This window comes from Sphingopyxis sp. GW821-FHT12F08 (assembly GCF_058806755.1).
Window position 1 is genome coordinate 279226 of sequence record NZ_JBXAQA010000005.1, and the last position, 25100, is coordinate 304325.

The 25100-nt window shown below is 66.8% G+C and carries 22 protein-coding genes and 1 pseudogene; 16 read left to right on the plus strand and 7 right to left on the minus strand.

Features of this window, described 5'->3' with window-relative positions; all coding sequences use genetic code 11:
• Window positions 1-117: 117 nt before the first annotated feature.
• The 9 genes and pseudogenes from AC1RNQ_RS15375 to AC1RNQ_RS15415 all read left to right on the plus strand — a co-directional run bounded on the left by AC1RNQ_RS15375 (window position 118) and on the right by AC1RNQ_RS15415 (window position 10965).
• Window positions 118-1131: pseudogene (locus AC1RNQ_RS15375) on the plus strand (ligase-associated DNA damage response exonuclease).
• Window positions 1128-2723, plus strand: coding sequence for a cisplatin damage response ATP-dependent DNA ligase (locus tag AC1RNQ_RS15380; protein WP_493172365.1), 1596 nt, complete (start codon window positions 1128-1130; stop codon window positions 2721-2723). Before AC1RNQ_RS15375 ends, AC1RNQ_RS15380 begins: the two are co-directional and overlap by 4 nt.
• A gap of 129 nt (window positions 2724-2852) precedes the next feature.
• Window positions 2853-3464, plus strand: coding sequence for a superoxide dismutase (locus tag AC1RNQ_RS15385; RefSeq protein ID WP_493172366.1), 612 nt, complete (start codon window positions 2853-2855; stop codon window positions 3462-3464).
• A gap of 265 nt (window positions 3465-3729) precedes the next feature.
• Complete coding sequence (locus AC1RNQ_RS15390; protein ID WP_493172367.1) at window positions 3730-5613, plus strand: acyltransferase family protein; 1884 nt, start codon at window positions 3730-3732, stop codon at window positions 5611-5613.
• On the plus strand, window positions 5610-6989 hold the full coding sequence (locus AC1RNQ_RS15395) for an L-serine ammonia-lyase (RefSeq protein WP_493172369.1): 1380 nt from the start codon (window positions 5610-5612) through the stop codon (window positions 6987-6989). Before AC1RNQ_RS15390 ends, AC1RNQ_RS15395 begins: the two co-directional genes overlap by 4 nt.
• A gap of 898 nt (window positions 6990-7887) precedes the next feature.
• Window positions 7888-9000, plus strand: a complete 1113-nt coding sequence (locus AC1RNQ_RS15400) for an S-(hydroxymethyl)glutathione dehydrogenase/class III alcohol dehydrogenase (RefSeq protein ID WP_493172371.1) — start codon at window positions 7888-7890, stop codon at window positions 8998-9000.
• A gap of 121 nt (window positions 9001-9121) precedes the next feature.
• Complete coding sequence (gene purU / locus AC1RNQ_RS15405; RefSeq protein WP_493172373.1) at window positions 9122-9982, plus strand: formyltetrahydrofolate deformylase; 861 nt, start codon at window positions 9122-9124, stop codon at window positions 9980-9982.
• A gap of 102 nt (window positions 9983-10084) precedes the next feature.
• A complete protein-coding gene (locus AC1RNQ_RS15410; protein WP_493172375.1) occupies window positions 10085-10465 on the plus strand; it encodes a VOC family protein in 381 nt (126 codons plus the stop codon).
• Window positions 10466-10467: 2 nt separating this feature from the next.
• A complete protein-coding gene (locus tag AC1RNQ_RS15415; protein WP_493172377.1) occupies window positions 10468-10965 on the plus strand; it encodes a prolyl-tRNA synthetase associated domain-containing protein in 498 nt (165 codons plus the stop codon).
• On the opposite strand, the gene AC1RNQ_RS15420 is transcribed toward AC1RNQ_RS15415, so the two are convergent.
• Window positions 10962-12095: a serine hydrolase domain-containing protein gene (locus AC1RNQ_RS15420; RefSeq protein WP_493172379.1), complete on the minus strand. Its 1134-nt coding sequence runs from the start codon at window positions 12093-12095 to the stop codon at window positions 10962-10964. The genes AC1RNQ_RS15415 and AC1RNQ_RS15420 overlap by 4 nt on opposite strands.
• 72 nt (window positions 12096-12167) lie before the next feature.
• On the opposite strand from AC1RNQ_RS15420, the gene fghA reads away from it, so the two are divergent.
• Window positions 12168-13016, plus strand: a complete 849-nt coding sequence (fghA, locus tag AC1RNQ_RS15425) for an S-formylglutathione hydrolase (protein WP_493172380.1) — start codon at window positions 12168-12170, stop codon at window positions 13014-13016.
• A 141-nt stretch (window positions 13017-13157) separates the two neighbouring features.
• Here fghA and AC1RNQ_RS15430 read toward each other — a convergent pair whose 3' ends face one another.
• The 5 genes from AC1RNQ_RS15430 to AC1RNQ_RS15450 all read right to left on the minus strand — a co-directional run bounded on the left by AC1RNQ_RS15430 (window position 13158) and on the right by AC1RNQ_RS15450 (window position 17972).
• Window positions 13158-14135, minus strand: a complete 978-nt coding sequence (locus AC1RNQ_RS15430; RefSeq protein WP_493172382.1) for a quinone oxidoreductase family protein — start codon at window positions 14133-14135, stop codon at window positions 13158-13160.
• Between the two features lie 99 nt (window positions 14136-14234).
• On the minus strand, window positions 14235-16067 hold the full coding sequence (locus AC1RNQ_RS15435; RefSeq protein ID WP_493172384.1) for a DEAD/DEAH box helicase: 1833 nt from the start codon (window positions 16065-16067) through the stop codon (window positions 14235-14237).
• A 67-nt stretch (window positions 16068-16134) separates the two neighbouring features.
• Window positions 16135-17313, minus strand: a complete 1179-nt coding sequence (locus tag AC1RNQ_RS15440) for a BaiN/RdsA family NAD(P)/FAD-dependent oxidoreductase (protein ID WP_493172386.1) — start codon at window positions 17311-17313, stop codon at window positions 16135-16137.
• Between the two features lie 6 nt (window positions 17314-17319).
• Window positions 17320-17499 (minus strand): hypothetical protein, encoded by a 180-nt coding sequence (locus tag AC1RNQ_RS15445; RefSeq protein ID WP_493172389.1) that lies wholly within the window; start codon window positions 17497-17499, stop codon window positions 17320-17322.
• The gene (locus AC1RNQ_RS15450; RefSeq protein WP_493172392.1) at window positions 17496-17972 is read right to left on the minus strand and encodes a GreA/GreB family elongation factor; all 477 of its coding nucleotides are present in this window, start codon (window positions 17970-17972) and stop codon (window positions 17496-17498) included. Before AC1RNQ_RS15450 ends, AC1RNQ_RS15445 begins: the two co-directional genes overlap by 4 nt.
• A 124-nt stretch (window positions 17973-18096) precedes the next feature.
• Between AC1RNQ_RS15450 and AC1RNQ_RS15455 the strand changes: the two genes are divergently transcribed.
• Window positions 18097-18858: a head GIN domain-containing protein gene (locus tag AC1RNQ_RS15455; protein ID WP_493172393.1), complete on the plus strand. Its 762-nt coding sequence runs from the start codon at window positions 18097-18099 to the stop codon at window positions 18856-18858.
• A gap of 43 nt (window positions 18859-18901) precedes the next feature.
• Window positions 18902-19612: a head GIN domain-containing protein gene (locus tag AC1RNQ_RS15460; RefSeq protein WP_493172394.1), complete on the plus strand. Its 711-nt coding sequence runs from the start codon at window positions 18902-18904 to the stop codon at window positions 19610-19612.
• A gap of 250 nt (window positions 19613-19862) precedes the next feature.
• Here AC1RNQ_RS15460 and AC1RNQ_RS15465 read toward each other — a convergent pair whose 3' ends face one another.
• Entirely contained in the window at window positions 19863-20669 is an 807-nt protein-coding gene (locus AC1RNQ_RS15465) for an SDR family oxidoreductase (protein WP_493172396.1), read from the minus strand.
• A gap of 111 nt (window positions 20670-20780) precedes the next feature.
• Between AC1RNQ_RS15465 and AC1RNQ_RS15470 the strand changes: the two genes are divergently transcribed.
• The 4 genes from AC1RNQ_RS15470 to AC1RNQ_RS15485 all read left to right on the plus strand — a co-directional run bounded on the left by AC1RNQ_RS15470 (window position 20781) and on the right by AC1RNQ_RS15485 (window position 24940).
• Window positions 20781-21293, plus strand: coding sequence for a hypothetical protein (locus tag AC1RNQ_RS15470; protein ID WP_493172398.1), 513 nt, complete (start codon window positions 20781-20783; stop codon window positions 21291-21293).
• A gap of 187 nt (window positions 21294-21480) precedes the next feature.
• The gene (locus tag AC1RNQ_RS15475) at window positions 21481-21747 is read left to right on the plus strand and encodes a hypothetical protein (protein WP_493172400.1); all 267 of its coding nucleotides are present in this window, start codon (window positions 21481-21483) and stop codon (window positions 21745-21747) included.
• Between the two features lie 116 nt (window positions 21748-21863).
• A complete protein-coding gene (secA, locus tag AC1RNQ_RS15480) occupies window positions 21864-24599 on the plus strand; it encodes a preprotein translocase subunit SecA (protein ID WP_493172402.1) in 2736 nt (911 codons plus the stop codon).
• A complete protein-coding gene (locus AC1RNQ_RS15485; protein WP_493172403.1) occupies window positions 24599-24940 on the plus strand; it encodes a winged helix-turn-helix domain-containing protein in 342 nt (113 codons plus the stop codon). Before secA ends, AC1RNQ_RS15485 begins: the two co-directional genes overlap by 1 nt.
• Window positions 24941-25100 lie beyond the last annotated feature (160 nt).

Consider the following 25100-nt stretch of genomic DNA (forward strand, 5'->3'; position numbering starts at 1 on the left):
TGTTTGTTCATTATTTGTTCCATATGCTATACCGGCCGGCATGAGCAGCAAGACGATTCTCCAGGAACGCGCGCTGGTGCAGCCCGACCTTGCCCGGGCGCGGAAGCTTGCTGCCTGATGGGACGCGCGAAGGCCTGGATCGAGCCGCATCCGGGCGGCATCTATGTGAAACCCGCCGATGTGTGGATCGACCCGTCGCGCCCGGTCGAGCGCGCTGCCGTCACCCACGGCCATGCCGACCATGCACGCAGCGGGCACGGATCGGTGTTCGCGACGCCCGAGACGCTGGCGATCATGGCGCTGCGCTATGGCGTCGATGCCGAGGCGAGCCATAATGCGGCCTTTCCCTATGGCGAGGGGTTTGCGCGCGGTGGGGTGCGCTTCAGCTTCCACCCCGCGGGCCATGTGCTCGGCAGCGCGCAGATCCTGATGGAATATGCGGGCGAGAGGATCGTCGTCACCGGCGATTACAAGCGCCGCGCCGACCCGACCTGCGCGGCGTTCGAGGTGGTGCCGTGCGACATCTTCGTCACCGAGGCGACCTTCGGGCTGCCGGTGTTCCGCCACCCGCCGACGTCGGACGAGATCGTCAAGCTGATCGGCGCGGTGCGTGCCGAGCCCGACCGCTCGGTGCTCGTCGGCGCCTATGCGCTGGGCAAGGCGCAGCGCGTGATCGCCGAACTGCGCGGCGCGGGATGGGACGCGCCGATCTACATCCACGGCGCGCTCGAGAAGATGTGCCAGCTTTATGCGGTGCATGGGGTCGATCTGGGTGAACTGCGGCTGGTTTCGGAGAGCGAGAAAGCCGAGATGGCGGGGCAGATCGTCCTCGCGCCGCCGTCGGCGCTCAATGATCGCTGATCGCGGCGGCTGCCCGATCCGGTGACCGCGATGGCGTCGGGCTGGATGCGCGTGCGCCAGCGCGCGCGGCAGCGGATGGTCGAACTGCCGCTGGTGATTTCGGACCATGCCGACTGGGACGAGCTGACGACGACGATTATCGACGTGAACCCCAAGGAGGCGTGGATCACCCATGGCAGCGAGGACGGCCTGCTGCGCTGGTGCGAATTGCATCAGCGCAAGGCGCGCGCGCTGCATCTGGTGGGCCGCGACCTGGAGGAGGAGGCGTGAAGCGCTTCGCGGCCCTGATCGACCGGCTGATCTACACGCGATCGCGCAATTCGAAGCTGGCGCTGATCGTCGATTATCTGAAGCATACGCCCGATCCCGACCGCGGCTGGGCGATCGCAGCACTGACCGAGAGCCTCGATTTTCCCGCGGTGAAGGCGGGGACGGTGCGCACGTTGCTCGCGACGCGGGTGGATGAGGAATTGTTCCGCCTGTCGCGGCACTTCGTCGGCGATACGGCGGAGACTGCGGCGCTGCTGTGGCCCGATGCGCGGGGGGCGAAGGACGACCTCAGCGTGTCGCAGGCGGTCGACGCGCTCTCGTCCGCGACCCGCAGCGATGCCCCCGCGATCGTCGCCTCGCTGCTCGACCGGCTCGATGCCGACGGGCGTTATGCGCTGCTCAAGCTCGCGCTCGGCGGGATGCGCGTCGGGGTGTCGGCGCGACTGGCGAAACAGGCCTTTGCGCAGGCGTTCGACGTGCCGGTCGACGATGTCGAGGAGCTGTGGCACGCGATCCCGCCGCCCTACGCCTCGCTGTTCGCCTGGGGAGAGGGGCGGGCCGAACGGCCCGACCTCGCCGACGTCGCCTTCTTCCGCCCCTTCATGCTCGCGCATCCGCTGGAGGAAGAAAGCGTCGACCTCGCCGACTATGCGGCGGAGTGGAAATGGGACGGAATCCGCGTCCAGATCGTGCGCGGTGGGAAGGGGGGTGGCGGCGAGACGCGCATCTACAGCCGCGGCGGCGAGGAGATCAGCGGGGCGTTCCCCGAACTGGTGACAGCCTTCGACCAGGATGCGGTGATCGACGGCGAACTGCTGGTGCGCGGCGAGGCGCAGGGCGGCCCGGAAAATCAGGGAGGGGCGGCGAGCTTCAATGCGCTCCAGCAACGCTTGGGGCGGAAGGTCGTCTCGAAGAAGATACTCGCCGATTATCCGGCTTTCGTGCGCGTCTACGACCTGCTCGCGGTCGATGGTGCCGATCTGCGCGCGCTGCCATGGACCGAACGGCGGCGACAACTCGAAGTCTTTGTCCCGCGTCTCGCCGACAGCCATTTCGACCTGTCGCAGGTCATCGACGCGAGCGACTTCGACGACCTAGCCGAACGCCGCGCGGGTGCGCGCGACGCCGCGATCGAGGGGGTGATGCTCAAGCGCCGCGACGCGCCCTATGTCGCGGGTCGCCGCGCCGGGCTGTGGTATAAGTGGAAGCGCGATCCGCTGACCGCCGATTGCGTGATGATGTACGCGCAGCGCGGCAACGGGCGCCGCGCGAGCTTCTATTCGGATTACACCTTCGGCTGCTGGAGTGAGGCGGGCGAGTTGCTGCCGGTCGGCAAGGCCTATTCGGGCTTCACCGACGAGGAGCTGAAATGGCTCGACAAATTCGTCCGCGACAATACCCTCAATCGCTTCGGCCCGGTGCGCGAGGTCGAGAAGTCGCTGGTACTCGAAGTGGCCTTCGATTCGATCCACGCGTCAAAGCGCCACAAGTCGGGGCTCGCGATGCGCTTTCCGCGCATCTCGCGCATCCGCCGCGACAAGCCGGCGGAGGAAGCCGACCGGATCGCGACCCTGCTGGCGATGGCGACCTAATCGGACACCCTCCTCTTCAGAGGAGGGGTTGGCTCGGGCCGGAAAATTTGCCCCTCCAAACCTTGCAACCGCATGGCCCGATACCGAGTTAGGAACCTCAAAACCTCCCCCAATAATATGGAGACTGCCATGACGATCGCTCTCACCGTCCTGCCCTATGCCGAGGACGCGCTCGAACCGCATATCTCGGCCGAAACGCTGCAGACGCACCATGGCAAGCATCACAAGACCTATGTCGACAAGCTCAACGCCGCGATCGAGGGCACCGAGCTCGCCGACAAGCCGCTCGAGGAAATCATCCACCACGCCGAGGGTTCGGGCAACAAGGGCCTGTTCAACAACGCCGCCCAGGCGTGGAACCATGGCTTCTACTGGAACAGCCTGACCCCCGACGCGACCGCGCCTGAGGGCGACCTCGCCGCCGCGATCGACCGCGATTTCGGCTCGCTCGACGAGCTCAAGAAGAAATTGAAGGAAACCGCGATCAACCATTTCGCGTCGGGCTGGGCCTGGCTCGTCTCGCGCGACGGCACGCTGTCGGTCACCGACACCCACGACGCGGGGACCGAGCTGGTCGCGGGCATCAAGCCCTTGCTCGTCGTCGACGTGTGGGAACATGCCTATTATATCGACCGCAAGAATGTGCGACCCGACTATGTCAACGCGGCGGTCGACCATCTGCTGAACTGGGATTTCGCCGCGGAGAATTTTGCGCGCGAGGGCACCTGGACCTATCCCTGACCATCTCTTCGCTTCTCCCCCTCGATGGGGGGGGGCAGCGAGACTTGCCCCGGACTTGTTCCGGGGTTTGGTCGCAGCGGTGGGGTGCGCTCTCGGTCCGAACCGAAGGGTGCAAGGACGCACCCTCACCCTCATCCAACTTCGCCTAGCGCCAAAGGCGCAAGGCTTCGTATCCTTCCCCCATCAAGGGGGAAGGATATTGCCCCCCTTTCCCAAATGACCCCAAAGGGCTAGAGCGCTCGCGCCGGCCAGCTTTCGGGGGACCATGCAGTATCGCAACGACATCGCCGGGCTGCGCGCAATTGCCGTCCTGCCGATCCTGCTCGTTCACGCCGGGCTCACCGCGATCCCCGGCGGCTTCATCGGCGTCGACATCTTCTTCGTCATCTCGGGCTATCTGATCAGCCGGATCATCCTGAAGGAGATGGCGGGCGATCGCTTCACGCTGGCGGGTTTCTATCGCCGCCGCGCGCTGCGCATCCTGCCCGCGCTGCTCGTCATGCTCGTCTTCGTGCTCGCGGTGGGTTGGTGGCGGCTGTTCCCGCAGGACATGCGCGACCTGTCGTGGAGCGCCGCGGCGACCGCTTTGTCGGGGTCGAACATCTGGTTCTGGCGGACGGTCAATTATTTCGGCGATGCCGAGCTCACGCCCCTGCTCCACACCTGGTCGCTGGGGGTCGAGGAGCAATTCTATATCTTCTATCCGCTGCTGCTGATCGCGCTGCACCGCTGGCTGCCGAAGCATATCGTGCCCGCGCTGTGCGTCATCGTCGCGGTGTCGCTCGCCGCGGGTTTCGCGCTGATCGCGGTGAACAAGGCCGCGGCGGCCTTTTACCTGCTGCCTGCGCGCGCGTGGGAGCTGGGGCTGGGGGCGCTCGTCGCGACCGGCGGTTTCCCCAAGCTCGGCGCGCGCGCGAAGCCGGTGGCGGCGTGGGCGGGCCTCGCGCTGGTGATCGCCGGGCTGTTCGTGATCACCGAGGAAAGCGCCTTTCCCGCGCCTTGGGCGCTGTTGCCGTGCGTCGGCACCGCGCTGCTGATCGCTTATGGCGAGAGCGGGGGTACCGCGCGGCTGCTGTCGCTCGCGCCGATGCGCTTTGTCGGCGATATCAGTTACTCGCTCTATCTGTGGCACTGGCCGGTGATGGCCTTCTGGCGCTTCGAGCGCGGGCTGACGCTCGACGCCGGCGAGATGGCCGCGACGATCGCGATTTCCTTCGTGCTGGCGATCCTGAGTTACCGGCTGGTCGAGCGGCCCTTCCTCGAGCGCGGCAAGGCGTTGGCGACCCCGCGCGTGCTGTGGGGCGCGCTCGCCGCGATGGTCGCGGTCGCCGGCGTCGCGGCGGTGCTCGCGCTGCAGGCGGCGAGCGCGCGCATCGGCGACCCGCGGATCGAGCGCATCCTGACCTATCTCGACTATGATTTCTCGCCCGAGGGCGAATTGCAGTTCAAGAGCGGCGTCTGCATGGCCGACAGCATCAACCCGCATTTCGACGCGAACCGCTGCGCGACGTTGCGCCCCGATCGGCCCAATGTGATGGTCCTCGGCGACAGCCACGCCGGGCAGGTCGTGCAGGCGATCGCCGAGCGGCTGGATGGAGCGCATGTGTTGCAGGTCACCGGATCGGGTTGCCGCCCGGTCTGGCCGACGACGGGCGAGAAGCGCTGTACCGAGGTGATGGACATCGGTTTCGGCACGCTGCCGGGCGAGGGCGAACTCGGCCGCGTGATCCTGTCAGGGCGCTGGCACGACGAGGATATCGAGGGGCTGCTGCGCGCGGTGCGCCATTTCCGCGAGCGCGGCGTCGCGGTCACCGTGCTCGGCCCCTCGGTCGAATATGACGAGCCGCTGCCGCGCCTGCTCGCGCGCGCGGTCGCGCGCGGCGACCTGGCAGTGGCGCGGGCGGGGCGCGCGCAGGAGCCGCTCGCGCTCGACCGCCGCATGGCGCCGCGCGTCCGCGCCGCGGGGGCAACCTATGTGTCGATGCAGGATATCGAATGCCCGAAAGGCGTCTGCCCGCTCTTCGCGTCGGACGGTTCGCCTTTCCATTTCGACTATGGCCATTATACGCTGCCCGCGTCGCGGCAGATCGTCGCGAAACTGCCGCTCGAAGCGATTAGCCCCACCCTTTCCGAAGAATACCGGCCATGACCATCAGCCTGTTCGAATTGTTCAAGATCGGCGTTGGCCCGTCGAGTTCGCACACCGTCGGCCCGATGGTCGCGGCGCGGCGCTTCACCGTCTGGCTCGACGAGCAGGGCCTGCTCACGAAGACCGCGCATGTCGAGGCCGATCTCTATGGCTCGCTCGCGCTGACGGGCAAGGGCCATGCCGCTGACACCGCGATCGTTGCGGGGCTTGCCGGCGAAATCCCCGCGAGCACCAGCCTCGCCGCGATCAAGGCGCATTGGGACCGCGCGACGGGCGAGGGCTTTCTCTACCTGCTCGGCCGCCAGCGCGTCCGCTTCCAGCCCGCAATCGACCTGCATTTCCAGATGCGTCAGCGCCAGCCGTTCCACAGCAATGCGCTGAGCTTCACCGCGCGCGATGCGGCGGGCGAAATCCTCGCCAAGCGCATGTATTTCTCGATCGGCGGCGGCTTCGTCGTCGATGAGGAGGAGGCGGGGCGCAACAGCCGCGGCGCCGAGGACGAGGTGAGCCTGCCCTTCGCCTTCACCTCGGGCGCCGATTTGCTGGAGATGGGCGCGGCGTCGGGCAAGAGCTTTGCCGAGATGATGCTCGAAAACGAGCTGGTGCACCGCAGCCTCGACGAAGTGAACGCCGGGCTCGACGCGATCGCGGGCGCGATGGACGCCTCGATCGAATCCGGCTGCTGCAGCACCGGGATTTTGCCGGGCGGGCTCAAGGTCAAGCGCCGCGCGCCGCAGATCGCGACCGACATCCGCAACCGCCACGAGGCGAATCTGACCGATCCGCTCGCGATGATGGACTGGATCAACCTGTGGGCGATGGCGGTGAACGAGGAAAATGCCGCGGGCGGCAAGGTCGTTACTGCGCCGACCAACGGCGCGGCGGGGATCATCCCCGCGGTGATCCGCTTCTACCGGCGCGGTTATCGCGGCGACGATGCGGGGGTCCGCACCTTCCTGCTCGCCGCGGGCGCGGTCGGGGCATTGTATAAACGCAACGCCAGCATCTCGGGTGCCGAGGTCGGCTGTCAGGGCGAGGTCGGGGTCGCCTGCTCGATGGCGGCGGCGGGGCTGACTGCGGCGCTCGGCGGTACCAATGCGCAGGTCGAGAATGCCGCCGAGATCGGCATGGAGCACAACCTCGGCCTCACCTGCGATCCGATCGGCGGGCTCGTGCAGATCCCGTGCATCGAGCGCAACGCGATGGGCGCGATCAAGGCCATTGATGCTAGCCGCATCGCGATGATCGGCGACGGCACGCATGTGGTGAGCCTCGACACGGTGATCGCGACGATGCTGCAAACGGGCCGCGACATGCGCGACAAATATAAGGAAACGTCGAAGGGCGGGCTGGCGGTTAGCGTGGTGGAGTGTTGAGCCTCGGCTAGCGAAGGGTTGTGATGAATCTGGAAAGCGGGTAAAAACTTTTGCCCCTGACACGGTCGGCGTGGGCAGGTTTCGCTGATCGAAGTTTTGTTTGGCGGGTTCGAGTCCAGCTCATGTGGGCCAAGCGTTGCGGGAAGCTCCACCTTCGTCACCCTGAACTTGTTTCGGGGTTCATGGCCCGCCGCGGCCTTCAGTGCTGCGCTTTTTTGTTTCGCACAAAGCCACAAAGCCACGAAGATGTCGCGGCGGCCGCGAAGTCGCTTTTCATTGCGACCGTGCGACCAGCCGCGCCGTTGCCCGGGAAATGGACCGGTCGGTCCCAGCCTTCCTCTTTGTGGCTTTGTGCGAAAAACACATGGCGCCTGCGTCGCGGGTTAGCGCCGACCATGGATGCTGAAACAAGTTCAGCATGACGAATTTCGATGGGTGTGGCGTTGCCTCGGGGCCAAGGCAGGCGCCGCAGAATAGTGCTTTCCTACATTATTTCGCTGTGCCAGCCTTTGTTTCAGCTCTTTGACCCCGTCGATATTGGCGCCTTCGCCTAAGGCGACAAAGGAGACAGCTTCCCGCTGTCTGTGCGTATCTTTTGTCTCCTTAAGGGCCGGCGCCGCGTCGGCTTAAAGCCACAAAGGGCACAAATTCGATGCGCTCATGCGGGGCTTTTGTGGCTTTAAGGCGAAGCGCGGTCCTTAATCCTCCCTGTCGCGCACCGATGGGGAGGGGAACCGCCGCCGCAGGCGGTGGTGGAGGGGCGGCACCGGTTGCGCCAAAGCCCCTCCGTCAGCGCTCCGCGCTGCCACCTCCCCATGGCTTCGCCGCAGGGAGGATTCGAGCATCTTGCATTGCCGCCCCATTTGCCTGATTGGGGCCGCCAAGAAGGAGACCGCCCATGAAGACCCGCGCCGCCGTTGCGTTCGAAGCCAAGAAACCGCTCGAAATCGTCGAACTCGACCTCGAAGGCCCGAAGGCGGGCGAGGTGCTGGTCGAGATCATGGCGACGGGCATCTGCCACACCGACGCCTATACGCTCGACGGGTTGGACAGCGAGGGCATCTTCCCGAGCGTGCTGGGGCATGAGGGCGCGGGCGTGGTGCGCGAGGTCGGCGCGGGCGTGACGTCGGTGAAGCCCGGCGACCATGTGATCCCGCTCTACACCCCCGAATGCCGCCAGTGCAAAAGCTGCCTGTCGGGCAAGACCAACCTCTGCACCGCGATCCGCGCGACGCAAGGAAAGGGGCTGATGCCCGACGGCACGACGCGCTTTTCGTACAAGGGCATGTCCGTCTTCCATTATATGGGCTGCTCGACCTTCGCGAACTTCACCGTGCTGCCGGAGATCGCGGTCGCCAAGATCCGCCAGGACGCGCCGTTTCAGTCGAGCTGCTACATCGGCTGCGGCGTCACCACCGGCGTCGGCGCGGTGATCAACACCGCCAAGGTGCAGGTCGGCGACAATGTCGTCGTCTTCGGCCTCGGCGGCATCGGATTGAACGTCATCCAGGGCGCGCGCCTTGCCGGCGCCGACAGGATCATCGGCGTCGACATCAACCCCGCGCGCGAGGCATGGGGCCGCAAGTTCGGCATGACCGACTTCCTGAACTCGAAAGGCATGAGCCGTGAAGACATAGTCGCCGCGATCGTGCAGCTGACCGACGGCGGCGCCGACTATACGTTCGACGCCACCGGCAACACCGAGGTGATGCGCACCGCGCTCGAAGCCTGCCACCGCGGCTGGGGCACCTCGATCATCATCGGCGTGGCCGAGGCGGGCAAGGAGATCGCGACGCGCCCGTTCCAGCTCGTGACCGGGCGCAACTGGCGCGGCACCGCGTTCGGCGGCGCCAAGGGCCGCACCGATGTGCCCAAGATCGTCGACATGTACATGACCGGCAAGATCGAGATCGACCCGATGATCACCCACGTCATGGGGCTCGACGAGATCAACAAGGGCTTCGACCTGATGCACGCGGGGGAAAGCATCCGCTCGGTGGTGGTGTTCTGAGCGACTCCCGATTTTCCGTTCGCCCTGAGCTTGTCGAAGCACTGTCCTCTTCTTCGGAGCGGGAGGACGGAAGAACGGCCCTTCGACCAGCTCAGGGCGAACGGGTTTGGGGAGTGAAGATTTGACCGGCCCCTATGTCCTGACCTTCAGCTGCGGCGACGCGGTGGGTATCGTCGCGGCGGTGACCGGGCTGCTCGCCGACCACGACGGCTTCATCCTCGACAGCCAGCAATATGCCGACCTCGACACCGGCCGCTTTTTCATGCGCGTCGAATTCCGCGGCGAAGGCCCGCGCTTTCCCGAGGGTCTGGCAGCGGTGCAGGCGGCGTTCGCACCGATCGTCACCCGTTTCGCGATGGACGCGCGGATCAGTGACCGGGCCGCGAAGCCGCGCTTCGTCATCGCGGTGTCGCAGGGCAGCCATTGCCTCAACGACCTGCTCCACCGCTGGTCGACCGGCAATCTCGCGATCGACATCGTCGGCGTGGTGTCGAACCATGAGGCGCAGCGGCGGCTGTCCGAATGGCACGGCGTGCCCTTCCATTACCTGCCCGTCGGCGACGCGAACCGCGCCGAGCAGGAAGCGGCGATTCTCGACGTCATGGCGCGCGGCGGGGCGGAGTATCTGGTCCTCGCGCGCTATATGCAGATCTTGTCGAGCGACCTGTCGGCACGGCTTGCGGGGCGCTGCATCAATATCCACCATAGCTTCCTGCCGGGGTTCAAGGGCGCGCGGCCCTATCACCGCGCGCACGAGCGCGGGGTCAAGCTGATCGGCGCGACCGCGCATTTCGTCACCGGCGACCTCGACGAGGGGCCGATCATCGAACAGGCGGTCGAACGCGTCGACCACCGCGACGGGGTCGAAGACCTGATCCGCATCGGCCGCGACGTCGAGGCGCAGGTGCTCGCGCGCGCGGTGCGCTGGGTCGCCGAGCAGCGCGTGCTGATCGACGGGCGCAAGACGGTGGTCTTCCGCTAGTTCGGCATTTTCGGTGAACCGGGACCATTATCGTGGCTGGTCCTGACCGGGCAGGCAGGGTAGGTATCGAATCGCAACCATAATCAGGAGGAGCCAAGAGCGATGTACAGTCACAATATGGTCGGGTCGAACGACCTCGAAGCGGCGCGAAAATTCTATGACGCGACCTTTCAGGCGATCGGCGGCAAGCCCGCGATCCAGGACGACAAGGGGCGCCTGATCTATATGCACAATGGCGGGCTGTTCCTGGTCACCGCACCGATCGACGGCCAGCCGGCAACGGTCGGCAACGGCTGCACCATCGGCTTCGCGATGGACGGGCCCGAGCAGGCGAAGGCGTGGCACGATGCCGGCGTCGCCAATGGCGGCACTTCGATCGAAGACCCGCCGGGCGTGCGCGAAGGCGGGTTCGGCGCGATGTATCTCGCCTATCTGCGCGATCCGTGCGGCAACAAGCTCTGCGCGCTGCACCGGATGGTCTGAGCATGCGGGGCGAAGCGGGGTTGCTGGCGGATCTGGACGCGCTTTCCATCCCCTTCGCCTCCTATGACCATGTCGCGGTGTTCACCGTCGCCGAGAGCGACGCGGTGAACGCCGCGATACCGGGTGCGCATACCAAGAACCTGTTCCTGAAGGACAATGGCGGCGCCTATTGGCTCGTCACGGTCCCGGGCGAAGCGCGCGTCGACCTCAAGGCGCTCCCCGCGGCGATCGGCAGCAAGCGCGTGAGCTTCGGCAAGGCCGAGGATATGGAACGCCTGCTGGGCATCACGCCGGGCTCGGTGACCCCGCTCGCCGCGATCAATGCCGCGCCGGGCAGCATCGCCGTGGTGATCGGCGAAGGGCTGGCGGCGGCGGAGACAGTCAACGTCCATCCGCTGCGCAACACCAGCACGCTGGGGCTGTCCGGCGCGGCGATCCTCGATCTGCTGCGTCATTGGGGGCACAAGCCGCTCGTGGCGGCGATCCCGGTGCAGGCCTAGCGCGCCGCCATCGCCATCCACATCGCGCCGATCAGCGTGAACGAGCGCGGGTCGCCGGTCAGCCCGCTGTTCATCTTGTTCATCACGTAGCTGAAGGTCGCGCGGGCATCCATGTCGATGATGATCAGCGACCCGCCATAACCGCCCCAATAGATGGTGTTGGGGTTGGGCAGCGGCACCAGCTCGCCGGGCAGGCCGAAACCCATGCCGTAACGGATCGGGATGCCGAGGATCAGGTCGGTGCCCGCGCATTGCAGCTCGAGCGCCTTGCGGCACCCGGCTTCGGAGAGCAGGCGCTTGCCCTTGGCGACCCCGCCATTGGCGAGCAGCGCGTGGATTTCAGCGACGCTGCGCGCGTTGCCGGTGCCGCCCGCCGCCGGGATTTCGGCGCCGCGCCAGGCGCGGGTGCGCGTGGCGGACACGTCGACGCCGGGGTTGGTGAAGGTTTTGCGCTGGATATCGGTGGTGAAGGCGCTCAGCGTTTCGGGCGGCGGAATCAGGTCGGCGACGCGGTGGTCCTCCGACGCGGGCAGGCCGATGTGGAAATCGGCGCCGAGCGGCTCCGCGATCTGCTCGCGAAACACGGTGCCGAGCGACTTGCCGGTGATGCGGCGCACGACCTCGCCGACCAGATAGCCCTGGGTGACCGCATGATAGCCGGGCGCGCTGCCCGGCCGCCACCAGGGCGCTTGCGCCGCGAGCAGCGTGGTTGCTTTCTCCCAGTCGTAGAAATCCTCGGTCGTCATCAGGGCATCCCAGCCCGACAGGCCCGCGCTGTGGCTCATCAGCTGCGCCACCGTGACATCGGCTTTGCCGTTGGCGGCGAATTCGGGCCAGTAGTGCGCGACCGGCGCCGCAAAATCGAGTTCGCCGCGGTCGGCGACGAGCAAGGCGGTGAGCGCGGTCATCGTCTTGGTCGTCGAATAGACGTTGACGATCGTGTCGGCCTGCCACGGCCGCGTCTTCGCTTCGTCGGCATGGCCGCCCCACAGGTCGACCACCGTCTCGCCCGCGATCGTCGCGCAAAAGGAGAGGCCGACGTCCGCCCCGCTCGCGAGGCTCGCTGCCATGCCGAGGCGTACGGCAGCGAAGCGGTCCTGACATGTTCCGTGGATAACAGTATCGAACATGCGGCGCCTTCTCCCTTTTGAATTTGACGCGAGCATGGCGTAGCAGTGTGAAAACACAAGCAGGACGAAGTGATGCCGATCGAAACCCTCTCCACCACCCGCAGCCACGGCGGCACGCAAGGCGTGTACAGGCATGCCAGCACGACGACCGGCACCGACATGACCTTCGCGGTGTTTGTGCCCGACCATGAGAAGGGCGCGCGTCTGCCGGTGCTCTGGTATCTGTCGGGGCTGACCTGCACCCACGCCAATGTGATGGAAAAGGGCGAATATCGCGCCGCCTGCGCCGAGCATGGCGTGATCTTCATCGCTCCCGATACCAGCCCGCGCGGCGAAGGCGTGCCCGACGATCCCGAGGGGGCGTGGGACTTCGGGCTGGGCGCCGGCTTCTATGTCGATGCGACCGAGGAGCCCTGGGCGAAGCACTACCGTATGCGCTCCTATATCGAGGACGAATTGCCGTCGCTGGTGCTGCGCAATTTCGCGAGCGCCGACCTGACGCGGCAGGCGATCACCGGCCATTCGATGGGCGGGCACGGCGCGCTGACCATTGGCCTCCGCAATCAGGATCGCTTCCGCTCGGTCTCGGCCTTCTCGCCGATCGTCGCGCCGCTGCAATGTCCGTGGGGCGAGAAGGCGCTGTCGAATTATCTGGGGGACGAGCGCGAGGTTTGGCACGCCTATGACGCATGCGCGCTGCTCGACCAAGGGCTGCGCGTGCCCGACCTGCTGGTCGATCAGGGCGATGCCGACAATTTCCTTGCCGAGCAGCTCAAGACCGAGCTGCTGGTCGAGGCATGCGAGCGCAATGGGCAGAAGGCCGAGATCCGGATGCAGCCGGGCTATGACCATAGCTATTATTTCATCTCGACCTTTTTGGCCGAGCATGTGGCGTGGCATGCGGAAAGGTTGAAAGCATAAGTCCTTCCCTCCCGCAAGCGGGAGGGGCAGCGAGACTTGCGGACTTGTCCGCTAGTCGCAGCGGGGTGGGCATCGCGACGTTGCACTGCTCGCTACGCTCGCGCCCACCCCCAACCTCTCCCGCCTGCGGGAGGGGAGGTTCTAAGGAATCAGCAACGTCGATCCCATCGTCCGTCCGGCCTGCAAGTCTGCGTGCGCCCGCGCGACATCCTGCAATCCATAACGCTGCCCTATGCTGATCTTCACCGCGCCGCTTTCGATCATCTCGAATACCCGCGCCGCGCCCGCGGCGCGTTCGCCGGGGTGGAGATAATAGTCGAACAGCGTCGGCCGCGTGACGAACTGCGACCCGTTTTGCGCGAGCACGCCGAGGTTGATGCCGTTCACCGGCCCGCCCGCATTGCCGTAGCTGACGATCAGCCCGCGGCGCGCGGTGGCCTTGAGCGAGACCTCCCACGTCGCCATGCCGATGCCGTCGAAGGTGACCGGCACGCCCTGCCCATCGGTCAGGCTGCGGACATGCGCCGCGACATCGTCGCTCTTGTAGAGCAGCACATGATCGGCGCCCGCCTCGCGCGCGGCCTCGGCCTTGGCTTCGGTGCTGACCGTACCGATCACCGTCGCGCCGATCGCTTTCAGCCATTGCACGAGGATCAGCCCGACCCCGCCCGCGGCGGCGTGGACGAGCACCGGCCAGCCCGCCTCGACCTTGGCGCAGCGCTCGACGAGCATTTCGACGGTGCAGGCCTTGAGCAGGGCCGCGGCCGCGGTCTCGTCGTCGATTGCGGCGGGGAGCTTGAACAGCGACGATGCGGGCAGCAGGCGCGCGCTGGCATAGGCGCCCATCGCCGGACCGAAGGTCGCGGCGCGGTCGCCGGGCTGGAAGCCGTGCACGCCTTCGCCGACCGCGAGCACCTCGCCCGCCGATTCGACGCCGAGCCCGGTCGGCAGCGGAATCTTGTAGGTGCCGTCGCGGTGGTAGGTGTCGAGATAGTTGAGGCCGACCGCGGTCTGGCGCAGCAGCACTTCGCCGGGGCCGGGTTCGCCGAGCGTCACCTCGCGCCAGTCGATGACCTCGGGGCCGCCCTGGGTTTCGATAAAGGCCTGGACTGCTTGCATGGCGCTCTCTCCTGCTGTCCGGCCCATCTGGGACGGCAGGGACGGTGGCGCAAGGGTCGTGCGATGAAAGCCCCTCCTCTGAAGAGGAGGGGCTCAGGCTTATTTCCCGGTCTTGCGCGGGCTGCGCTGGCCGTAGGGCTTGGGCTTGTAGCGTTCGGTGTTGCCGCCCGGACCACCAGGGCCCCGCGGCCCGCGCGGGCCGGCACGGTCGCCGCCCGGCGCACGGCCCAGCATCGCGCGCGGTGCCCGGTCGCCCGATCCCTTTTCGCGGCGCGGCGGATAGGTCGGGCCGTCGGGCGCCGGCGTGATCGCCACACCGCTGTCGTCCTCGCCATCCTCGTTGGCGCTGCGCACCACGGCTTCGGCGAAGCGGTCGGCTATGCCGCGCGGTATGTTGAACATCGTCTCGCTCGGCCCGATGCGGATCGCACCGATCTCCTGCTTGGTCACATGCCCGCGGCGGCAGAGCAGGGGCAGGATCCAGCGCGGGTCGGCGTTCTGGCGGCGGCCGATGTTGAGCTTGAACCAGACACTGTCGTCGAAGCCTTCGCGGCGTTCGCCGCGCTCGGGACGCTCGAATCGCTCGCCGCGTTCGGGGCGGCCCGCGGCGTCGCGGCCGCGGGCGCTGTTGTCGATCAGATCCTCGGGCGCGGGCATCAGGGCGCGGTGCGCACGGACGAGCGACGCGGCGATATCCTCGGCGCTGCGCTCGGCCATCAGCCGCTGCGCCAGCTCGATATCCTCGGGCTCATGCTCGACGGGGGCGAGCAATTTCTCGATCAGCCGTTCCTGATCCTTCACGCGGACATCGGCGGCGGTCGGTGCGTCCATCCATTCGGCGTTGATCCGCGCGCCGCGCAGCATGCCGTCGACGCGGCGGCGGCGCGGATAGGGGACGATGATGACCGCGGTGCCCTTCTTGCCCGCGCGCCCGGTGCGGCCCGAGCGGTGCTGGAGCGTTTCGGCATCGCGCGGGATTTCGACATGGATCACGAGCGACAGGCTGGGCAGGTCGATGCCGCGCGCGGCGACGTCGGTCGCAACGCACACCTTGGCGCGGCGGTCGCGCAGCGCCTGCAGCGCCGAATTGCGCTCGTTCTGGCTATGCTCGCCCGACAGCGCGACGGCGGCGAAACCGCGGTCGGTCAGGCTGGCGTGGAGGCGGCGGACATTGTCGCGCGTCGCGCAGAACAGCATCGCGGTCTCGGCATCGTGCAGGCGCAGCAGGTTGATTACCGCGCCTTCGATGTCGGCGGGAGCGACGGTCACCGCCTGATAGCTGATGTCGCCATGGCCGCGATCCTCGCCGACGGTCGAGATGCGCAGCGCGTCGCGCTGGTAACGCTTGGCCATGTTCGCGATCGGCTTGGGGATCGTTGCCGAGAACATCAAAGTGCGGCGCGTCTCGGGGGTCGCGTCGAGGATTTCTTCCAGATCTTCGCGAAAGCCCATGTCGAGCATCTCGTCGGCCTCGTCGAGCACCGCGACGCGCAGCGCGGTGAGGTCGAGCGCGCCGCGTTCGAGATGATCGCGCAGGCGCCCGGGGGTGCCGACGACGATCTGCACGCCCTGGTTCAGCGCGCGGCGCTCCTTGCTGGCGTCCATGCCGCCGACGCAGGTCGCGATGCGCGCGCCGGCCTTGGCGTAGAGCCAGCCGAGTTCGCGGCTGACCTGCATCGCCAGCTCGCGCGTCGGTGCGATGATCAGCGCGAGCGGCGAGGTCGCGAAGGGCAGGCGCCCGTCTTCGATGAGCTGGTCGGCCATCGCGAGGCCGAAGGCGACGGTCTTGCCCGACCCGGTCTGCGCCGAGACGAGCAGGTCGCGCCCGATCGCTTCGGGTTCGACGACATGCGTCTGGACGGGGGTCAGCGCTTCATAGCCGCGCGCGGTAAGGGCGTCCGAAAGGACGGGGGAAAGATTCTCGAAAGACATTTTTATCTCAATAATATAGGCGGCCACCGGTGCGGTGGCGGGCCGACGGAAAAGGGGCTCAATGGGCTTAAATCACCTGTCCGGCAGCGTGTCCGCTGGCCCAGGCCCATTGAAAATTATAGCCGCCTAACCACCCTGTGACATCTACGGCCTCGCCGACCGCATAGAGGTTTGCGACGCTTTTGGCCATCATTGTTTGCGAGGACAGGCCGGCGGTGGCGATTCCGCCGATGGTGACCTCGGCCTTGGCGAAACCTTCGGTGCCGTTGGGACGGAAGGTCCAGCGCGCCAGCTGTGCCTCCGCATCGGCGAGCTTGCGGTCGGTCAAAGCGCCCAGCTCGCCGGGCAGCGCCAGGCGGTCGGCGAGGGTTTCGGCGAGCCGATCCGGAAAATGCGCGGCGAGCGCGGCGCGCAAGCTGGCACGCGGGCGGCTCCGTTTGGCTTCGGTCAGCCAGCCTTGGGCGACATCGGGGAGGAAGTCGATCGTCACCGGCTCGCCGTGGCGCCAGTAACTGCTGACCTGCAGGATTGCGGGACCCGAAAGCCCCTTGTGGGTGAAAAGCGCGGCCTCGCGAAAAGCGGTCTTGCCCGCCCGCGCCTCGACCGGCGCCGCGATGCCGGACAGGTCGCGGAACAGCACATCGTCGCCGCCGAGCGTCAGCGGCACCAGCGCGGGGCGCGGTTCGACGACCTTCAGCCCGAACTGGCGCGCGAGGTCGTAAGCGAAGCCGGTGGCGCCCATCTTGGGGATCGAGGGACCGCCGGTCGCGATGACAAGGGCAGGAGCGGTAAAATCCTGATCGCCGAAGCGAACGGTGAAGCGCCCGTCGGCATGCGACACCGCGCCGACCGGCTGGCCGACGCGCACATCGACTTGGCCCTTGGCGCACTCCTCGAGCAGTAGCGCGACGATCTGCTTTGCCGACCCGTCGCAGAAGAGCTGGCCGAGCGTCTTTTCATGATGCGCGATCCCGTATCGGTCGACGAGCGCGATGAAGTCGGGAGGCGTATAGCGCGCGAGCGCCGATTTGGCGAAATGCGGGTTCGCCGAGATATAGGCTTCGGGGCGCGCATGGATGTTGGTGAAATTGCACCGGCCGCCGCCCGAGATGAAGATCTTCTTGCCCACCTGATCGGCGTGGTCGAGCAGCAGCACGCGCCGGCCGCGCTGCCCCGCGACGGCGGCGCACATCAGCCCGGCCGCGCCGGCGCCCAGCACGATGGCGTCATAATCGGCGGCGGACATGACGGATCAGTGCAGCTTGGCGATCGACAGGCCGTCGGCCTTGGCGCGGGTCTTCACCGATTCCTCGCTGCGCGTCAGCGCCTTGGCGATGACTTTGAGCGCCATGCCCTTCTTGGCCAGCGTGTGCAGCTTGTCGATCTCTGCCGCGGTCCACGGCTGTTTGTGGCGCTCGAACTTGTCCTTCATGCCTGCGTCTCCGGGTCGGTGGCGGCGGCGAGGATTTCTATGGCATCCTCGCGGCCCTGATATTCCAATGCTTCGCCCGCCTCGGCACCCATCATCGCGCGGGCGAGCGGGGCCGAAAAGGCGATCGTCCCCTGCGCGGGGTCGGCCTCGTCGTGGCCGACGATGGTGAGGGTCCGCTCGGCGCCGTTCAGCGTGAAAGTCACCTTGCTCCCGATGCCGACAGTATCGGCGCCGGGCGCGGCCTGCACCTCGGCGGTCGACTGGCGCGTGTGGATATAGCGCTGGCGGCGTTGGAGCTTCTTGCGCGCCTCTTCGTCGGCCGCGTTCGCGATCGCTTCGGCCATCCGCGCACCCTCTTCGCCGAGCAGCCGCAGCCCGCGCGGGGTGACCAGGTTCGGGCCGATCGGGATCGGCCATTCGAACGCGGGTTCCATATGCTCGTCGTCGCTTTCGCGGCGAAAGGCTACGCTCATCGTCTCTGCTTTCGGTGAGGGGGAGGCCGTCTGTGGCGCGTGAAGGTGGCGACAAGATGGCAGGCCGGGGTGGACAGGCGCGCTCGCCGTGTGTTATGCAAACAATACACGAAGGAGATGGGTTATGCGGAAATGGACGATCGCGGCGTTGCCGCTGGCTCTCGCGATGACGCTGACGGCGTGCGACGGCAAAGTCACCGTCGGCGACAAGGATGCCAAGGGCGAGACGCGGTCCGCCGACGCGGGGCCGACGACGACGCAGGATTTCGCGCTGACCGGCTTCACCGCGGTCGAGGTCGCGGGTCCCGACGATGTGACGATCCGGCAGGGCGAGAAATTCTCGATCACCGCCAAGGGCCCGAAGGCCGAGATCGACGACCTCGAGATCGAGCTCGACGGCACGACGCTGTCGATCGGGCGCAAGCGCGAGGGCTTCAGCTTCTCGCGCCGCGACCATGACGATGTCGCGATCGTGATCACGCTGCCCAAGCTGAACGGCGTGCGGCTCACCGGGTCGGGCACGGTCGACGCCGACACCGTCGACGGCGACGCGGTCGAGGCGGTGCTGACCGGGTCGGGCGACCTCAAGGTCGCGAAGATGACGGGCAAGAGCGCGAAGCTGACCGTGTCGGGATCGGGCGACATCGAGATCGCGGGCGGCACCATCGGGTCGGGCGACGTCAGCGTCACCGGCTCGGGTGACGTCGACGCCGGCGGGCTCGCCGCGACGACGCTCGACGTGTCGGTGACCGGGTCGGGCAATGTCGCGGCGCAGGCGACGGGTACGGCCGATATCGGCATCCTGGGATCGGGCGACGTCGACATCACGGGCGGCGGCACCTGTTCGACCAAGACGATGGGATCGGGCACCGCGACCTGCAAATGACGCGCCGCTGGCGCCGCCCGGCCCCGCGGGCTAGGGTGGCACCATGACTTCGCTGATCCGATACGCGGTGCTGGGCGCCGCGATGCTCCTCGCCGCCGCGCCTGCTGCAGCGGCGGAGAAACGCTATGGCCTGACCAGCTTCGAGGCGGTTGAGGTGACCGCGGACGTGATCGTCGAGGTCGTCGCCAAAAGCCCGGTCAGCGCGGTTGCGACCGGTCCTGCCGACGCGCTCGACCGGCTGACCGTCGAGGCGCAGAACGGCAAGCTGGTGATCGGGCAGCGGCAATTCGCGGGCGACGACAAGCGCCGCACCCCGCTCGGCACGGTGACGGTGCGGATCAACGCCGCGAACCTGCGGTCGGCGACGCTGATCGGGGCGGGATCGCTGCAGATCGACCAGCTCAACGGCACGCGCGTTTCGATCGGGCTGCGCGGGCCGGGCAAGCTGGTCGTCGGGGCGGTGACGACCGACCGGCTGGCGGTCGCGATGATCGGCAACGGCACGATGACGCTCGGCGGCCGCGCGAAGGACGCGCAGATGACGCTGTCGGGCGCGGGCGCGGTCGACGCGGGCGCGCTTACGATCGACGCGCTGGTCAGCGACAGCGAGGGCGCGGGCGACCATGTCTTTCGCGCGGTCAAGAGCGCTGCGGTGACGACGCGCGGGCTCGGCAAGGTCGTGGTGCTGGGCAAGCCGGTGTGCACGGTGCGCAATCGCGGCAGCGGTTCGGTGCAGTGCGGGGCGGCGAAATAGGGGGAAGGTTTCGGGCGTTAGCGGACGTTTCCCAGCCCCTCCTCTTCAGAGGAGGGGGTGCGAGACTTACGCGCTTGCGCGTTAGTCGCAGCGGGGTGGTGGTCGAAGGAAAGCGCTAAGCTTCCCGCACCACCCCGTTCGACTAGAGGCCCGGCTGCGCCGGTCCAAGTCTCTCTGCCCCTCCTCTGAAGAGGAGGGGTTTTAGTGTCTTAAACCACCCCAAACCGGCACCCGCAAACCGCCAGCCTGATCAATGCCCGCCGGCCGCTCCCAGCGCGTCGATCTTTTTCGACTGGCGCACGATCAGTCCAGGAAACCAGCGCGCGAGGCGCGACAGGCGCTTGGCCATCTTGCCGACTGTGACGTGCACGCTGGTGCCGTGCACCGCGTTCCACGCCGCTTCGCCGACGCGCTCGACCGGCACGATCTCGAAGCCGCTTGCCGACAGGCGGTTGCGCGCGGGTTCGTTGCTGTCGGCGCTGACCTGGTCGAGCAGCGGGGTGTCGATGAAGCCCGGCATCAGCGAGCGGACCTTGATGCCATGCTTGGCGAATTCGATCTCGAGCGCCTCGGTCAGCCCGCGCACAGCGAATTTGGTCGCCGAATAAACCGCGAGCCCAGCGACGCCGTAGAAGCCCGACGCCGAGCCGGTGTTGAGGATCGTCGATCCCGGGGTCGCCTTGAGCAGCGGCAGCGCCATATAGATGCCGTTGACGACGCCGCCAAAATTTATCGCGATCAGCCGGTCGGCTTCCTCCGGCGCCATGTCCATATATTGCCCGCCCGACCCGATGCCGGCGTTGTTGAACAGCACGTCGAGCCGTCCGCCGCTCGCCTTGGCGAAATCGGCGAGCGCCGCTTTCCACTGGTCGCGGTCGCGCACGTCCATGACATGGCGCGACGAGGCGCCCTCGGGCAGCAGCGCTACGGTCTCGTCGATCCCCTGTGCGTTGACGTCGGCGATGCCGACGAACCAGCCCTGCGCCGCGAAATGGCGCGCGGTCGCGCGGCCGATCCCCGATCCGCCGCCGGTGATGAAAATCGCCTTCCTCGTCATCCGCGCCCTCTCCTTACATTCTTGTCAGTGACAGATGATGCGAAGCGGTCATCGCCGTCAAGCGGCAATCGCGGCTTGGCAAGCCCCGCGGCGGCTGGCTATCAGGGGGTGATGACCCGCCTCGGCCTCATGCTCCTGACCCTGCTGGCCTTTTGCCTCGGCGTCGCTGCGCCGGCGGGGGCGGCGGTGACCGTCAGCTTCTACAGCCATGATTTCGGCGACCGCTTCCCGCACGCCTTCGTCACGCTGCAGGGGACGATCGACGCGACGGGGCAGGCGGTCGACCTCAATTACGGTTTCACCGCGACCGCGGTGAGCCCCGCGATCCTGTGGGGGCCGGTCAAGGGCCATGTCCAGACCAAGGATGCCCCCTATATCGGCAAGAGCGACCGCCAGTTCAGCGTGACGGTCGACGACGCGACCTATGCGCGCGTGCTGGCGAAGGTACAGCAGTGGCAGGACCGCAAGCAGCCGAGCTATAGCCTGGGCAAGGGCAATTGCGTGCATTTCGTCATGGAACTGGCCGAGGTGGTCGGGCTGAAGGTCAATAGGAAGAGCAAATTTTTCAAGAAGCCCAAGAGTTTTCTTTTGGAAGTGAAGGGGTTGAATGCGCAGCTGGGATAGGTAACGGCGGGTAGCGGGCGTGAGTGGACATACCCAGGCCCCTCCTCTGAAGAGGAGGGGCTTGATGGTCTGGAGGCCACCCAGCCCCGCCATCGTGTCGTCCCTCTGGACGACGCGCCGCTTTCACCCTATGTTCAGCATCCAGCGTGCTATAAATGGCATGTTGAACGAAAGAGGGGCATTTTCTTTGCGTTTGCTGCTGACCCTGTTGGCTTTGCTCACCGGACTCGCCGGCGCGGATCGCGCCATGGCGGCGCCGGCGACGCCGGCCGCCATGGGGTCGCTGATCATGCTCGCCGAAACGAGCGGGCAGGCCGAAAGCACCGACGCCGAACGCCGCCCCGTCGCCACGACGCCGACGCGCCGTACCGCCACATCGGGCCGCAAGCCGCGCAAGAGCGCGCCGCCGCACCTGCCCGGCCTGCTCATCGGCAGCGACCGCGCGCTCGAATAGCGCCGCATAGCCGGGCGCATCGCGCCTGACTCCCTGATTTCGCGGCGACGCCCCGTGCGCCGCCGCACGACCGCAAATGCGGTTTCTTCTCTCTTCATATCCCAAGGAAATTCGCCATGTTCGGCAGCATTGCCAAGAGCCTGTTCGGCTCGTCCAACGACCGTTACGTCCAGTCGATCCGCAAGATCGTCGACAAGATCAACGCCTTCGAACCCGCGATGCAGGCGCTGGACGAAGCCGGGCTTCAGGCGCAGACCCCCAAGCTTCGCGCGCGGCTCGAAGCCGGCGAGACGCTCGACGACATATTGCCCGAGGCTTTTGCGACGGTGCGCGAGGCGGCGGTCCGCACGCTCGGCATGCGCCATTTCGACGTCCAGCTGATCGGCGGCGTCGTGCTTCACCGCGGCGAGATCGCCGAAATGGCGACGGGCGAGGGCAAGACGCTGATGGCGACCTTGCCCTGCTATCTCAACGCGCTCGAGGGCAAGGGCGTGCATGTGGTGACCGTCAACGACTATCTCGCGCGCCGCGACGCCGACTGGATGGGCACCATCTATAATTATCTGGGCCTGACCACGGGCGTGATCATCCCGAACCTCAACGAGGCGCAGCGCCGCGACGCCTATAATGCCGACATCACCTATGCGACGAACAACGAGCTCGGTTTCGATTATCTGCGCGACAATATGAAGTTCGACCGCCAGCAGATGGTCCACCGCAGCTTCAACTTCGGCATCGTCGACGAGGTCGATTCGATCCTGATCGACGAGGCGCGCACCCCGCTGATCATCTCGGGCCCGACCGACGACAAGTCCGAACTGTACATCCGCGTCAACGAGGTCGTGCACCAGCTGGTCGAGGATGATTATGAGAAGGACGAAAAGTCCAAGTCGATCAGCCTGACCGAGGATGGCACCGAGCATGTCGAGCGGCTGCTCGAGGCCGCGGGGCTGCTCCAGGGCAGCAACCTCTACGACATCGAGAACACCCAGGTCGTCCATCACGTCAATCAGGCGCTGAAGGCGATCATCATGTTCAAGCTCGACACCGACTATATCGTCAAGGACGGCAAGGTCGTGATCATCGACGAGTTCACTGGGCGCATGATGGACGGACGCCGCTGGTCCGACGGTCTGCACCAGGCGGTCGAGGCCAAGGAAGGCGTCCAGATCGAGCCTGAGAACCAGACGCTCGCGTCGATCACCTTCCAGAATTATTTCCGCATGTACCCGAAGCTCAGCGGCATGACCGGCACCGCGGCGACCGAGGCAGCCGAATTCTTCGACATCTACAAGATGAACTGCGTCACCATCCCGACCAACCGCCCGATCACGAGGCTGGACGACGAGGACGAGTTCTACAAGAATATCACCGACAAGTTCGGCGCGATCGCCAAGACGATCCGCGAGGCGAACGAGCGCGGCCAGCCGGTGCTGGTCGGCACCGTGTCGATCGAGAAGTCGGAACTGCTCTCGTCGTACCTCGAAAAGGAAGGCGTGCCGCACAGCGTCTTGAACGCGCGTTTCCACGAGAGCGAGGCGCATATCGTCGCGCAGGCGGGGCGTACCGGTGCGGTCACCATCGCGACCAACATGGCGGGCCGCGGCACCGACATCAAGCTGGGCGGTAACGAGGAGTTCCGTATCGAGGATGAGCTCAAGGACCTGCCCGAAGGCCCCGAACGCGACGCCGCCGTGCAGCGCGTCCGCGACGAGGTCGCCGCCGAGCGCGAGGCGGTGCTGGCCGCGGGCGGGCTGTTCGTGCTCGCGACCGAGCGCCACGAAAGCCGCCGCATCGACAACCAGCTGCGCGGCCGTTCGGGGCGCCAGGGCGACCCCGGCCTGTCGAAATTCTACCTCTGCCTCGACGACGATCTGCTGCGCATCTTCGGCCCCGACACGCTCTTCTCCAAGATGATGAACAAGAATCTGGAGGATGGCGAGGCGATCGGCTCGAAATGGCTGTCGAAGGCGATCGAGACCGCGCAGAAGAAGGTCGAGGCGCGCAACTACGACATCCGCAAGCAGGTCGTCGAGTACGACAACGTCATGAACGATCAGCGCAAGGTGATCTACGAACAGCGCGGCGAGATCATCGACAGCGAGACCGTCGACGAGGTGATGTACGCGATGCGCGCCGAGACGGTGAATGCGATCGTCGCCGACGCCTGCCCCCCGGGCAGCTATCCCGAGCAGTGGGACGTCGAGGGCATGAAGGCGCGCGTCGCCAATATCCTCGACCTCGACCTGCCGATCGACGACTGGATGCAGGAGGATGCGGTCGACCCCGAAATCTTCGAGGAGCGCATCCAGGAACGCGCCGACGCGCTCGCGACCGAAAAGGCCGCGCTGGTCGATGGCGAGACGTGGAAGAGCATCGAGAAATCGGTGCTGCTCCAGACGCTCGACCATCATTGGAAAGAGCATCTCTCGACGCTCGACGCGCTGCGCCAGGTCGTCTTCCTGCGCGCCTATGCGCAGAAGCAGCCGATCAACGAATATAAGCAGGAGGCGTTCGGCCTGTTCGAGCGCATGCTGTCGACCATCCGCGAGGATGTGACGCGCACCGTCGCGCGGCTCGACCTGCGCTTCGAGGAGCCCGAACCGATGCCGCTCCCCGACCTGCCCGATTTCCTGACGACGCACATCGACCCGTTCAGCGGCGACGACAACAGCGCCGATATCGACGGCGGCTCGCTGGGGGTGATCGCGAACACGCTGCCGCCGATGCAGATCCCGCGGCCGGACCTGCCACAGGGCGAAAACCCCTATGCCGAGCTGGAGATCAGCCGCAACGCGCCGTGCCCGTGCGGGTCGGGCCGCAAATATAAGCATTGCCACGGCGCGCTGTGATGGGCGACGCTGGCCGGGTGCAGCTCAGGCTGCGTATCCGGCGCGGCGACGCGATCGCGATGGGGCCGGGCAAGGCCGCGCTGCTCGAGGCGATCGACGCGCACGGCTCGATCTCGGCCGCGGCGCGGTCGATCGGTATGAGCTACCGCCGCGCGTGGCTGCTGGTCGAGGAAATGAACAGCTGTTTCGCGGTGCCACTGGTCGAGACAAGGCCGGGTGCGGGGGCGGTCCTGAGCGACGCGGCGCGGGCCGTGCTGGCGGCGTATCGCGCGGCTGAGGCTGCCGCGGAGGAAGCCGCGGTCAAGGCGTTGGCGCCGGTGGTGGTGGGGCTGAAGCCGTAGGCTGGGTTGGGGCCGGTATCGGGCGGTTGCGGACGTCCTTAATCCTCCCTGTCGCGAAGCGATGGGGAGGGGGACCGCCGCGAAGCGGTGGTGGAGGGGTGGCGGGCTGAAGCCGACGCCCAAGGCCTCGACCCCTCCACCATGCTTCGCATGGTCCCCC